Raw genomic sequence first — 13,339 nt, forward strand, 5'->3', positions numbered from 1 at the left:
CCGTCACGCCAGCGTGATCGAGTCCCCGGAGACGGTGATCTGCTCGGCGGGCAGGCCCTGGGTGGCCGGACCCTTCTTGACGCTGCCGTCGGTGACGGAGAACTCGCTGCCGTGGCACGGGCAGACGATGGCCCCGCTGCTGATGCTGCTCACCGCACAGCCCTGGTGGGTGCACTTCGACGAGAACGCCTTGTAGGTGCCCGCCGTCGGCTGGGTGACCACCACGCCCTGGCTGGCGAAGATCTTGCCGCCGCCCTCGGGGATGTCGGAGGTCTTCGCGAGCTCGGTGCCGCCCGCGTCACCCTGGGCGGTGGACGCGCCGGCCGTGCTGGTGGAACCCGAGGTGTCCGAGGAGCTCGAGGTGTCCGACGACGAGTCGTCGCTGGACGAGCACGCGGTCAGCGCGACGGCGAGTCCCGCCGCGCCGACCGCCGCCAACGCGGTGCGACGGGACGGCGCCGTGACGGGTTCGAACGATTCGCTGGTCATGCTGACGTTCCTTCCATGGGAAGCATGTGTGGGTCTGCAAAGGGGTACGAGGTGCGGGTGACCGTCGTTCAGACGGTGTCGTGAGCTTGGCCTGATCGAGATCAGGAAGACGTAAAACGTCCCTGTCGTTCAGCTGTCAGCTGTGCATAAGGCCTGTACAGGCACCGGCAACCCGGGGCGATACTCGAGGACGCCGTCGCGTCCCGATCCACAGCAACACGCCGAGAGCTGCGCGCCCCGGCCAGCTCCACCGTCGCCGCGAAGGTCTCGTTTACGCAGCGGTCCGCTCAGCGGACTCCTGGCGTGCTGGGTCCGGACCGTGGACCCAATAATGAGCCCACTCGATTCCAGGGGTGCCGCACAGAGGCGGCTTGATCCCGAAATACCGCCGAAATATCTCCGCGAGAGCACCGACCGTATCCGTCGGGCCCACGCAATGCTCAGACCGACCTCCACAAGAGTCGACTGAGCGGTACTCGAAGACTCTCCCGAAGTCCCCTGACATCGCGCGGACTTACGCCACCGAGAAACCGCCATGACGGCGGCCTCCCCCCTCACCTCCGGTGAATCCCGCGTACCCACTTATTGCCTCGACGCCGGAGGTCCCAGATGACACGCACGCGCCTTCCTCTCACCTTCACGGCCGGTGCCGCCGCACTCGCGTTCCTCACCACCGCATGCGGTGGCGGAAACAGTGCTTCGTCCGGCACCGCGAAGGCCCAGGACCCGAACGTCCTGACCGTCGCCTCGGCCATCGCGCCCAACAGCCTGAACCCCGGTCTGGGCGGTTCCTCCGACCCGCAGCAGTACTTCTTCGAGCTGGCATACGACACGCTGATCCGCCAGGCACCGAACGGGACATACACGCCGGCCCTCGCGACCAAGTGGGGCTTCGTCGGTTCCGGCAGCAAGACCTTCGACATCACGCTGCGGTCCGGCGTGAAATTCAACGACGGCTCCGCACTCACCGCCGCGGGCGTGAAGAGTTCACTGCAGTACTACGCCAAGGCCGGTGGCCCACTCGCGGCGGACCTGGCTCCGGTGGGGGCGATCGACGTCGTTTCCGATCTCGAACTCCGCATTCGCCTGAAGACGTCCGATCCGCTGCTGCCGCTCTATCTCTCCAGACCGACGACCGGAGAGATCATCAGCCCCCTCGGCCTCAAGAAGACGGGCGAACTCGGGACCACCACACACGGCGCCGGGCCCTACGTGATCGACAAGTCGCAGACCGTCTCCGGGCAGACCTACACCTACGTCCCCAACCCCACGTACTACGACAAGTCGCGCGTGCACTGGAAAAAGGTCGTCGTCAAGGTCATCAAGGACGAGAACAGCACACTCAGCGCCCTGCGTTCGGGAGAGGTCGACTACGCGCTCGGCGACTCCACGACCGCGAAATCCGCGAAGTCCGCCGGATTCCAGGTCCTTTCGAGCCCGTACTCGATCATGGAGCTGATGATCCAGGACCGCGCGGGCGCCATGGTCAAGGCGCTGGGTGACCTTCGGGTACGGCAGGCCATGATGTACGCAATCAACCGGGACTCGATCGCCAAAGCCCTGTACGGCACGTACGCGAAGGGCTGGGACTATCCCGTTCTCGAGGGCACGAGCGGATATACCAAGGGCAGTGAAGGAAAGTACGCCTACGACGTCACAAAGGCCAAGAAGCTTCTGGCTGAGGCGGGTTACCCCAACGGCTTCACCCTCCCCATCACCGTGAATCTCACCGGTGTCGGAGAATCCCAAGCCGCAGAAGCCTTCGCCGCGGAAATGGCGAACATCGGAATCAACGTCAAGATCAACGTCCCGGCGAACGTGAACGAACTCTTCTCCACCTACTCGAAGTACGCGGGAATGATGTTCGACTACGGCGACGGAATCTCCCCGCCGTACGCCCAGGGAAACGATCTCCTGTACAGCTGGGGCAACCCGCTCAAGGTCAGTGACAAGCAACTCGACACGCTCTACAGCCAGGCGGCCTCGGCGTCGACCGCCCAGCTCCAGGAGCAGGGCTGGCAGAAGTTCGAACAGCGCCTGTCCGACCTTTCCTGGACCATCCCGATGGTGTCCATGGAAAAGATCGTCTACGTACGGCCCGGTCTGAAGGGCGTCGACCTCTCGACCACGAATCTCACGCCCGACCTGACGTCGTTGTACGCCGCCAAGTGACCCTACGGAGAAAGGCTCCACGTCATGTGGCGAACCAGCGGAATGCGGATCGTGCAGGCTGTGCCCCTGCTGCTTTTCGTCTCGGCGCTCACCTTCTTCCTCCAGCTGTTCATCCCGGGTGACGCCGCCAAGTCCATCGGAGGTCTCAGCGCCTCACCCCAGTCGATCGCCGCACTGCGGCACCGCCTCCACCTCGACCAGCCGGTCTGGGAGCGCTACTGGGCCTGGCTGAAGGACGCGGTCCACGGCGACCTCGGACGGTCGATCAGCAGCAACGAGTCGGTCGCGGGCTCGCTCAACACCCGGCTGGGGGTGACGCTCTCGCTCGTGATCGCGACCACCCTGCTCGCGCTGGTGATCGGAATCGTGCTGGGCATGGCCGGCGCCCGCGGCGGGCGCACCACGCGGATCGCCGCGGACACCGCGTCCATCGCGGGCATGACCGTCCCCGCCTTCTGGGTCGGGCTGCTGGGTATCTGGGTCTTCAACACCCGGTTCGGCCTGCTGCCCGCGAACGGATACGTGTTCTTCGGGACCTCCGCCGGCGGCTGGCTGCGCTCGCTGCTGCTGCCGGTGGCCGCCCTGGCCTTCGCACTGGTCACGGTGATCGCCAAGCAGACCCGTGAGCAGTTCGCCGACGTGCTGAGCCGGGACTTCGTACGGAACCTGCGGGCCAACGGCGTCAGCGAGTGGTCGATCCTCTTCAAGCACTCGCTACGGCATGTCTCCGTCACCGTCCTGACCGTGGCGGGCAACAACCTCATCGGACTGCTCGGTTCGGCCGTGGTGATCGAGGAACTCTTCGGTCTGCCCGGCCTCGGCAGCGCGGCCGTCACGGCCGCGTCCAGCGGCGACATCCCGGTCATCCAGGGAGTGGCGGTGTACTTCACGCTCATCGTCGTCGGACTGAACCTCCTGCTCGACCTCGCCATCGGCTGGCTCAACCCTCAGGCGGTCGCCGCATGAGCACACAGGAGACATCGATGACGAAACCCGGGCTTCCCCAGCAGACGGAGAACGCTCCCGCTTCGCCCGCCGCCACCCCGGCGCGCACACCTCACGGGTCCGCCCTCCGCCGCGCCCTGCGCCGGCCGCGCATCGCGATCCCGGCCGTGATCCTGGTCCTGGAGCTGATCGCGTCGTTCGGCGCCCGCTGGCTCGCGCCGTACCCACCCCAGCAGGCGGACTTCACCGCGGCACTGACCGGCCCGAGCGCGAAACACCTGCTCGGCACCGACCGGCTCGGCCGCGACGTCCTGTCGCGGCTGATGTACGGCGGCGCGGACACGTTCCAGGACATCGCGCTGGCCGTGGCGATCACCCTGGTCATCGCGGTCCCCCTGGGCCTGGTCATCGGCCTGCGCCGGGGCCGTATGGACGCCGTGCTGATGCGGCTGGCCGACGTGGTGATGTCGATCCCCGGCATCATCCTGCTGCTGATCGTGCTGGCCCTGTTCTCGCAGAGCATGACCGCGGCGATGATCGTGATCGGCCTGCTGTCGGTCCCCGGCATGATGCGGGTCGTCCGCTCGGCGTCGCTGACGGTCGGCCGTGAGACCTACGTCGCGGCGGCACAGGTGTCCGGCCTCAGCACCTGGCGCGTGGCCCGGCGGCACGTGCTGCCGCGGATCACCGGCCTGATCCTCGTCAACACGGCGCTGGCATGCGCGAACACCCTGCTCATCGCGGCCGGCCTGAACTCCATCGGCCTCGGCGTGAAGCCGCCCGCTCCGTCCTGGGGCGGCATGATGGCCGACGCCGCACAGACGCTGAACCAGAGCCTCTGGCTGGCCATCCCGACCGGCGGCCTGGTTGCCGTCACGGCGGCCGCGCTGATCGTCCTCGGCGACGGCCTGCGCGACCTGCTGGCCGAGCGCTGGTCCGGTGTTTCCCACGCGACCCCGACCCGGCGCCGCAAGGCAACTGCCAAGGCAACAGCCCCCGTTGAGGTACCCGTGTCCGACGACGCCTGGCTGCTCGCTGAGCCGGATCCCGTCGTACGGCTCACCAGGGTGACCGTCACCGCGGACACCTTGGAGGGCGAGGTCGCTCTGATCAGCGACGTGAGCCTGTCCGTGGGACAGGGCCGCACCGTGGGACTGGTCGGCGAGTCCGGCTGCGGCAAGTCCATGACCGGGCTGGCGCTGCTCGGCATGCTGCCGAACGGAGCCCGTATCTCCTCTGGCACGGTCGAGATCGACGGCACCGACGTCACCGCGTTCGATGTGGCCCGGTGGCGGGACCTGCGCGGCGGCACCATCGCCTTCATCTCGCAGGAGCCCATGGTCGGCCTCGACCCCCTGTTCACCATCGGCAACCTGTTGCGCGAGGCGGTACGCACCCACGAACGGCTCTCCCGCAAGGACGCCACACTCCGGGTCCGTGAACTCCTCGCCCAGGTCCAACTCCCCGATCCCGACCGGGTGATGAAGCTGCGCCCCTCGCAGATCTCGGGCGGCATGGCACAGCGCGTCTCCATCGCCGTCGCCCTGGCCGGGCGCCCGCGGATCCTCGTCGCCGACGAACCGACCACCGCCCTCGACGTCACCGTCCAGCGCGAGATCGTCCAGTTGCTGCGCACCGTCCAACGGGACACGGGTATGGCCCTTTTGATGATCAGTCACGACTGGGACGTCATCGCGGAGGCCTGCGACACCGCTCTGGTCATGTACGCGGGCCAGGTGGTGGAGGCCGGTCCGACCGAGCGCGTCATGACCGCGCCGCTCCACCCGTACACCCGCAAGCTGCTCGCCGCGAACCCGCGCCTGGCGACGGTGGGCGAGCCCATCCCCACCATCCCCGGCACCGTGCCGCCCCCGGGGCAGTGGCCCGTCGGCTGCCACTTCGCCGACCGGTGTCCCGACCGCGTCGACCGGTGCACCGAGGCGCCGGTCGTCCTGATTCAGCCCGACGAACTGGGCGTGGCCCGCTGCCTGTTGGTGGGCGAAGAGCTGGAGGTGTCCTCGTGAGCACGACCGCACGGCCGCTGCTCGACATCCGCGACCTGTCGGTGTCGTACCACCGCGCCGGCAAGGGCACCCCGGCCATCCGGGACGTGTCCCTGGACATCCGGCCGGGCGAGACCGTCGCCCTGGTCGGGGAGTCCGGCTCCGGCAAGTCCACCCTGGGCCGGGCCGTGCTCGGGCTGACGGCGGTCACGCGGGGCACGATCCTGTTCGAGGGCCAGGACATCACCCATGCGCGCGGTGCCCGGCGCAGGGAGCTGAGCAAGAGCGTCCAGGCAGTCTTCCAGGACCCCAACGGCTCCCTCAACCCGGCCCTGACCGTGGGCCAGACCCTGGCCGAACCGCTGCTCGTGCACGCGCGTGACGAACGGGCCGTAGTCCAGAGGCGGGTACGGGAGGTGCTCGCGCTGGTGGGGCTGCCGCCCGAGGCGGCCGACCGCTATCCACGCCAGTTCTCCGGCGGACAGCGGCAACGGATCGCGATCGCCCGGGCCCTGGTCATGTCACCGAAGCTCATCGTGTGCGACGAGCCCGTCAGCGCGCTCGACCTGTCGGTCCAGGCACAGATCCTGAACCTCTTCACCGACCTCCAGCGGGAGACGGGCGTCAGCTACCTGTTCATCTCCCACGACCTCGCCGTCGTCCGGCATCTCGCCCAGCGGATCGTCGTTCTGTACCGCGGTGACGTCGTGGAACAGGGCACAACCGAGGACGTCTACGCGGACGCCCAATACCCCTACACGCGACGGCTGTTGGCGGCGGCCGGAATCGCCGGAACCCCGGCCCCTTCGGCCCGCTGACCCAGGCAGCCCCCAACTCCCGTACACGGAGGCGCACATGCAGCAGTTCGCCGACCGTCTCGGCGTCACCAAGCCCTCCGAGCAGTCCGGCTTCAGCGCCGAACGGCTGGGCCGCATCGCCGAGTTCTTCGACCGGCAGACGGACCTCGGGGTCATCCCGGGATGGTCGGCGGTCGTCGCCCGCGACGGAGAACCCGTGTACGCGGCGGGCGGTGGACTCCGGGACCTCGACCTCGGGCTCCCGGTCGGACCCGGAACGCTGTGGCGGCTGTACTCCATGACCAAACCGGTGACGTCCGTCGCCGCCATGATGCTGGTGGAGCGCGGCCTGCTCGGACTCGACGACCCGGTCAGCGCCTACATCCCCGAGTTCGCGGACATGCGGGTCTACGACGGCGGGTCCCCGGCGAGTGTGCGGACCCGCCCGGCCGCCCACCCGGTGACCGTGGGCCAACTCCTCACGCACACCGCCGGGTTGACGCTCGGGCTGGCCCACATGGACCCGGTGGACGCGCTGTACCGCCAGGCGGGCCATGACGTACTCCCCTTGCCGGGCACGACACTTGAGCAGATGTGTGCCGAAGTGGGTGGGCTGCCGCTGCTGTTCGAGCCGGGCACCGCGTGGAACTACTCCCTCGCCGTCGACGTGCTGGGCCGGGTCATCGAGGTCTGCACCGGCCAGAGCCTCGACACGTTCATGGAGACGAACGTGCTCGGCCCGCTCGGGATGACCGACACGACGTTCTCCCTCGCGCCCGAACGTGTGGCGGATCTCGCGGAGATCTACAGCCCGGAACCCGACTCGGGCCGCCTCGCCGTGAACCAGGAACTGCGGCCCACCTTCCGCCGGCCCGCGGAGTTCCCCTCCGGCAGCGGCGTCCCCGGACTGGTGTCGACGCTGGCGGACTACCACCGGTTCGCGGCCATGCTCGTCCGCGGCGGCGAACTCGACGGCGAGCGGCTGCTCGGCCCCCGCACCCTCGCGCTCATGACGGCCAACCACCTGCCCGGCGGCGCCGAGATCAACTCCTTCGGCCGGTACCCCGACGACGAACACCGCGGCTGCGGGTTCGGGCTCGGGTTCTACGTCGTCACGGACCCCGTGGCCGCGGGTTCGTTCGGCAACAAGGGGGAGTTCGGCTGGTCCGGCGCGGCGAACACCCACTTCTTCGTGGACCCGGCCGACGGCATCACGGCCGTGTTCTGCACCCAGGTCGTCACCTGGGGCAAGCACCGGACGCCCCTGCGCCGCCAGCTGCGGAACCTCGTGTACCAGGCCATGACCAGCTGATCCCCTGACCCGCGATCAGGACGCGGTGGCCGTGATCACCCCCCGCTACCATGGGCAGCCGAAACTCCCCGGACTCTCCCCGGGACCGCAGACGAGACGGATGGCCCGGGAACATGCTGGAAGAGGTCGTCGCGACCCGCTTCATCACCCCCCTGCGCGAAGGCGGCTCGCTGCCGGGACTCGTCGAGGGCGACGACCTCGGGACGTACGTCATGAAGTTCAGCGGCGCGGGCCAGGGCCGCAAGACGCTCGTCGCCGAGGTCGTCGTGGGGGAGCTGGCCCGTCGGCTCGGCTTCCGGGTGCCCCGCCTGGTGACCCTCGACCTCGACCCGGTGCTCGGCCTCGGCGAACCCGACCAGCAGGTCCAGGAGTTGCTCAAGTCCAGCGGCGGTACCAACCTCGGCATGGACTTCCTGTCCGGCGCGCTCGGCTTCGACCCGCTCGCCTTCACGGTGAGCCCCGAGGAGGCCGGCCGGATCGTCTGGTTCGACGCGCTGGTCAACAACGTCGACCGCTCCTGGCGCAACCCCAACCTGCTGATGTGGCACGGCGACCTGTGGCTCATCGACCACGGCGCCACCATGATCTGGCACCACAACTGGCCCGGCGCCCGGACCTCGGCGGCCCGCCCCTACAACGCCGCCGACCACGCCCTCGCCCGCTTCACCCCGGACGTGGCGACCGCGGCCGCCGACCTGGCCCCGCGCGTCACCGAGGAACTCCTCGCCGAGGTCACCGCCGAGATCCCCGACACCTGGCTGACCGACGAACCCGGCTTCGACACCCCGGACCTCCTCCGTGAGGCGTACGCGGCACCCCTCCTCGCGCGCGTGCCCTTCATCCACGAGCGCATCGAGGGACTCCAGTGACCGAGCGCCACATCATCCGCCCGAGCGAGGCGAACACCCGGGACGTCTTCGAGTACGCCCTCCTCCGGGTCGTACCGCGCGTCGAGCGCGGCGAGTGCATCAACGCGGGCGTGCTCGTCTACTGCCGCGCCCAGTCCTACGTCGGCGCCCGCACCCATCTGGACGAGGCGAGGCTGCTCGCTCTCGACCCGGCGGCCGACGTGGCCGGGATCCGGGCCGCGCTGGGTGCCGTGGAAGGTGTGTGTGCGGGGGGTGCGGCGGCCGGGCAGGCGGCGGACGACGATGCCGGGCGGCGGTTCCGGTGGCTGATCGCGCCCCGGTCCACCGTGGTGCGGCCGGGGCCCGTGCACACCGGTCTCACCGTCGATCCGGCGGCCGAGACGGAGCGCCTGCTCGACCTTCTGGTGAGGTAATGGATCACACCGGGCCGCGCGCACGTTGACACCGAGTGCCATGGCTTCTAGCGTCACGTCTGCCGAAGGTACTAAGCGGTCGCTCACCGGCGGGCCGCGCAAGGGCGAGAGTTTCTCAAGGGCGAGGAGAACCAGCAATGTCCACCACTGAGCAGCGGGTCGCGATTGTCACCGGCGGGGCGCGGGGCATCGGCGCCGCCACCGCCGTACGCCTCGCGGCCGAGGGCCGTGCGGTCGCCGTGATCGACCTCGACGAGGCCGCCTGCAAGGACACCGTGGAGAAGATCACCGCGGCCGGCGGCAAGGCCCTCGCGGTCGGCGCCGACGTCTCCGACGAGGCACAGGTCGAGGCCGCCGTCGCGCGCATCGTCGCCGAGCTGGGCGCCCCGACGATCCTCGTCAACAACGCGGGCGTGCTCCGCGACAACCTCCTCTTCAAGATGAGCGTCTCCGACTGGGACACCGTCCTGGGCGTCCACCTGCGCGGCTCGTTCCTGATGACCAAGGCCGTTCAGAAGCACATGGTCGACGCGGGCTTCGGCCGGATCGTCAACCTCTCCTCGTCCTCCGCCCTCGGCAACCGCGGCCAGGCCAACTACTCCGCCGCCAAGGCCGGTCTCCAGGGCTTCACCAAGACCCTCGCCATCGAGCTGGGCAAGTTCGGCGTCACGGCCAACGCCGTCGCCCCCGGCTTCATCGCCACCGACATGACCGCCGCCACCGCCGCCCGCGTCGGCATGGGCTTCGACGACTTCAAGGCCGCCGCCGCCACCCAGATCCCGGTGCAGCGCGTCGGCGAGCCCGACGACATCGCCAACGCCGTCGCCTTCTTCACGAACGAGGCGGCCGGGTTCGTCTCCGGCCAGGTGCTGTACGTCGCCGGCGGACCGCTCAACTAGGGAACACGGAACCATGACTGAACTCCCCGAACTCTCCGGCAAGGTCGCCGTCATCACCGGCGCCAGCCGCGGCATCGGCTACGGCGTCGCCGAGGCGCTGCTCGCCCGCGGCGACCGGGTCTGCATCACCGGCCGCAGCGAGGACGCCCTCAAGGAGGCCGTCGAGGCCCTCGGCGCCGAGCGCGTCATCGGCGTCGCCGGCAAGGCTCACGACGAGGCCCACCAGACCGTCGTCGTCGAGCGCACGATGGAGGCCTTCGGCCGCGTCGACTTCCTGGTCAACAACGCCGGTACGAACCCGGTGTTCGGCCCCATCGCCGACCTCGACCTGAACGTCGCCCGCAAGGTCTTCGAGACCAACGTCATCTCGGCCCTCGGCTTCGCCCAGAAGACCTGGCACGCCTGGCAGAAGGACAACGGCGGCGCCATCGTCAACATCGCCTCCCTGGCCGGCGTCTCCGCCTCGCCGTTCATCGGCGCGTACGGCGTCAGCAAGGCCGCGATGATCAACCTGACGCTCCAGCTGGCCCACGAGTTCGCGCCCGGCGTCCGGGTCAACTCGATCGCCCCGGCGGTCGTGAAGACCAAGTTCGCCGCCGCCCTGTACGAGGGCCGCGAGGCGGAGGCCGCCGCCTCCTACCCGCTGGCCCGCCTCGGCGTCCCGTCCGACATCGGCGGCACCGCCGCGTTCCTCACCTCGGACCAGTCCGACTGGATCACCGGCCAGACCCTCATCGTGGACGGCGGCATCCTCCTCAACGCCGGAGTCGGCTGACCGACTCCGCCCGGGCGCCGGTCTCTTCACTGTTCCCTTGACGGAACCGGCGCCCGTGTCGAGACAAAGAACGCGCACAGCCGAATGACAACGTCGTCATAAAAACGCTGCTCAACAGCCCCTCCCGAACCACCTTTTCGGGCCGCGGAACTGCGGTACGGTCTGCCGACCCTTGGTACGGCGGATCGAGGAGCGAGCGCGTGTTCAACCGGAACCGAGGCCTGCGGGCGGGCGCGGCGATCGCGTCGATATCCCTGGCGGCCGGATGCGGAGTGTTCTCGGACGGGAATTCCGACGACCGCGGCCCCATCGTCGTCGGCACCACCAGCGCCCCCAGCACACTCGATCCGGCCGCCTCCTGGGACGGCTCCTGGGAGCTGTTCCGCAACATCTACCAGACGCTCCTCGCCTACCCTTCCGGCGCGACCACACCTGAGCCGGACGCGGCCAAGAGCTGTGCGTTCACGGACAGTTCGAACACGACGTACCGCTGCGAACTCCGCGCGGACATGAAGTTCGCCGACGGCGACCCCCTCAACGCCCAGGCCGTCAAGCACTCCATCGACCGCATCAGACAGATCGACGTCCCGGGCGGACCCGCCGGCCTGCTGGGCAGCCTCGACCGGGTACAGGTGCTCGGCGACCGCGACGTCGTCTTCCACCTCGACAAGCCCGACGCCACCTTCCCGTTCGTGCTCGCCACCCCGGCCATGTCGATCGTCGACCCCGACGACTACCCCGCGCACTCGCTGCGGAAGGACGGCAAGGTCTTCGGCTCCGGGCCGTACACCCTGAAGTCGTACGACGACGGGAAACAGGCCCGACTCGTCAAGAACGACCGCTACAAGGGCTTCGCCCAGCGTGAGAACAGCGCGGTGACGATCCGCTACTTCCAGGACTCCGGCGCCATGGTGAAGGCGCTGCGGGACAAACAGATCGACGTCACCTACCGGGGTCTCGCCGCCGACGACATCGTCGCCCTCCAGGGCCGTGCCTCCAAGAGCCTGCAACTGGTCGACGGCTCCGGAACCGACATCAACTACCTGGTGTTCAATCCCAAGGACAAATGGGCCGGGAACCTCGCCGTCCGCAAGGCCGTCGCCCAGCTCGTCGACCGCGGGGCGATCACCCACAAGATCTACCGCGACACCGTGGACCCGCTCTACTCGATGGTCCCGAAAGGCCTCACCGGCCACACCACCGCCTTCTTCGACGACTTCGGAGACCCCAGCGTCCCCAAGGCACGCCAGCTCCTCACCGACGCGGGCATCCACCGGCGCGTCCCGCTCACCCTCTGGTACACGACCGACCGCTACGGCTCCGAGACCGCCCTCGAATTCGGGGAAATCAAGCGGCAGTTGGACGACTCCGGGCTCTTCGCGATCACCCTGAAGAGCCGCCCATGGAAGACGTACGTGACGGGCTACCAGAAGGGCGAGTACCCGGTGTTCGGGCGCGGCTGGTCCCCGGACTTCCCGGACGCCGACAACTTCATCGCGCCGTTCGTGGGGAAGCAGAACGCGCTCGGTACGCCCTATCCGTCGACCCGGATCACCGACGTACTGCTGCCCGAGTCCCGCAAGGAGAGCGACCGGGCCGACGTGGTCAAGGAGTTCGAGGACGCCCAGCAGGTCATGGTCGACGACGCGCGGCTGCTGCCGCTGTGGCAGGGCCGGCAGTACGTGGCCGCCAGCGAGGACGTCTCCGGCGGGGAGCGGGCCCTCGACCCGTCGACGATCATGATGATGTGGGAGCTGTACCGCAAGACCAGCTGGTGACACGGCTTCCGGCACCCGTTGTCAGTGGCCGCCTGTAGGTTCTGGGCATGGCAGCGACCGCACCGCGCGGTCGCTCCGCATCGCAGTCGCCGCACACCGTAAGGAAGTTGACGTGACCGACATCTCCATGCTCCCCGAGTCCTGGCGCGGGGTCCTGGGCGACGAGCTTCAGCAGCCCTACTTCAAGGAGCTGACCGAGTTCGTGGAGGAGGAGCGGGCGAAGGGTCCCGTCTACCCGCCGCGCGAGGAGGTCTTCGCCGCCCTGGAGGCGACGCCGTACGACCAGGTGAAGGTGCTGGTCCTCGGTCAGGACCCGTACCACGGCGAGGGCCAGGGCCACGGCCTGTGCTTCTCGGTCCGCCCCGGCGTGAAGACCCCGCCCTCCCTGCGGAACATCTACAAGGAGATGAAGGAGGAGCTGGACCTCCCGATCCCGGACAACGGCTATCTGATGCCGTGGGCCCAGCAGGGCGTCCTGCTGCTCAACGCGGTGCTCACGGTCCGCTCCGGCGAGGCCAACTCGCACAAGGGCAAGGGCTGGGAGAAGTTCACGGACGCGGTGATCCGCGCGGTCGCCGAGCGCCCCGACCCGGCGGTCTTCGTCCTGTGGGGGAACTACGCGCAGAAGAAGCTCCCCCTGATCGACGAGGAGCGCCACGTGGTGGTCAAGGGCGCGCACCCCTCCCCGCTGTCGGCCAAGAAGTTCTTCGGCTCCCACCCGTTCACCCAGATCGACGAGGCGGTGGCCGAGCAGGGCCACACCGCCATCGACTGGCGCATCCCGAACCTGGGCTGACCTCACCGGGGCCGGTCCGGGGCCGCCTGACGGGGATTGTCAGTGCCGCCGGTTAGCGTCGAGAGGGACAGCCAGGGTGGCTGGCGAGTGC

12 protein-coding genes are annotated in these 13,339 nt (G+C 69.0%); 11 read left to right on the forward strand and 1 reads right to left on the reverse strand.

Features of this window, described 5'->3' with window-relative positions:
* Positions 1 to 3: 3 nt before the first annotated feature.
* Complete coding sequence (locus OG504_RS43540) at positions 4 to 489, reverse strand: Rieske (2Fe-2S) protein (RefSeq protein WP_405994693.1); 486 nt, start codon at positions 487 to 489, stop codon at positions 4 to 6.
* A gap of 609 nt (positions 490 to 1,098) precedes the next feature.
* Here OG504_RS43540 and OG504_RS43545 point away from each other — a divergent pair.
* From OG504_RS43545 to ung, 11 genes are all read left to right on the forward strand, one after another.
* Positions 1,099 to 2,661: an ABC transporter substrate-binding protein gene (locus OG504_RS43545; RefSeq protein ID WP_405994694.1), complete on the forward strand. Its 1,563-nt coding sequence runs from the start codon at positions 1,099 to 1,101 to the stop codon at positions 2,659 to 2,661.
* A gap of 24 nt (positions 2,662 to 2,685) precedes the next feature.
* Positions 2,686 to 3,627, forward strand: a complete 942-nt coding sequence (locus OG504_RS43550) for an ABC transporter permease (protein ID WP_405994695.1) — start codon at positions 2,686 to 2,688, stop codon at positions 3,625 to 3,627.
* Between the two features lie 17 nt (positions 3,628 to 3,644).
* The gene (locus tag OG504_RS43555) at positions 3,645 to 5,630 is read left to right on the forward strand and encodes a dipeptide/oligopeptide/nickel ABC transporter permease/ATP-binding protein (RefSeq protein WP_405994696.1); all 1,986 of its coding nucleotides are present in this window, start codon (positions 3,645 to 3,647) and stop codon (positions 5,628 to 5,630) included.
* Positions 5,627 to 6,427 (forward strand): ATP-binding cassette domain-containing protein, encoded by an 801-nt coding sequence (locus tag OG504_RS43560; RefSeq protein ID WP_405994697.1) that lies wholly within the window; start codon positions 5,627 to 5,629, stop codon positions 6,425 to 6,427. Before OG504_RS43555 ends, OG504_RS43560 begins: the two co-directional genes overlap by 4 nt.
* Before the next feature lie 37 nt (positions 6,428 to 6,464).
* Positions 6,465 to 7,718, forward strand: a complete 1,254-nt coding sequence (locus OG504_RS43565; protein WP_405994698.1) for a serine hydrolase domain-containing protein — start codon at positions 6,465 to 6,467, stop codon at positions 7,716 to 7,718.
* Positions 7,719 to 7,831: 113 nt separating this feature from the next.
* On the forward strand, positions 7,832 to 8,587 hold the full coding sequence (locus OG504_RS43570; RefSeq protein WP_405994699.1) for a HipA family kinase: 756 nt from the start codon (positions 7,832 to 7,834) through the stop codon (positions 8,585 to 8,587).
* Positions 8,584 to 9,000 (forward strand): DUF3037 domain-containing protein, encoded by a 417-nt coding sequence (locus OG504_RS43575; protein ID WP_405994700.1) that lies wholly within the window; start codon positions 8,584 to 8,586, stop codon positions 8,998 to 9,000. The genes OG504_RS43570 and OG504_RS43575 overlap by 4 nt, the downstream gene beginning before the upstream one ends.
* 137 nt (positions 9,001 to 9,137) lie before the next feature.
* Positions 9,138 to 9,899 (forward strand): 3-oxoacyl-ACP reductase FabG, encoded by a 762-nt coding sequence (gene fabG, locus OG504_RS43580; protein ID WP_033283407.1) that lies wholly within the window; start codon positions 9,138 to 9,140, stop codon positions 9,897 to 9,899.
* Between the two features lie 13 nt (positions 9,900 to 9,912).
* Positions 9,913 to 10,674 (forward strand): SDR family oxidoreductase, encoded by a 762-nt coding sequence (locus OG504_RS43585; protein ID WP_405994701.1) that lies wholly within the window; start codon positions 9,913 to 9,915, stop codon positions 10,672 to 10,674.
* A gap of 200 nt (positions 10,675 to 10,874) precedes the next feature.
* Positions 10,875 to 12,452, forward strand: a complete 1,578-nt coding sequence (locus tag OG504_RS43590) for an ABC transporter substrate-binding protein (RefSeq protein WP_405994702.1) — start codon at positions 10,875 to 10,877, stop codon at positions 12,450 to 12,452.
* 112 nt (positions 12,453 to 12,564) lie between these two features.
* Positions 12,565 to 13,248 (forward strand): uracil-DNA glycosylase, encoded by a 684-nt coding sequence (gene ung, locus OG504_RS43595; protein WP_405994703.1) that lies wholly within the window; start codon positions 12,565 to 12,567, stop codon positions 13,246 to 13,248.
* Positions 13,249 to 13,339 lie beyond the last annotated feature (91 nt).

Source organism: Streptomyces sp. NBC_00986 (genome assembly GCF_045162565.1).
Taxonomy (GTDB): Bacteria; Actinomycetota; Actinomycetes; order Streptomycetales; family Streptomycetaceae; genus Streptomyces.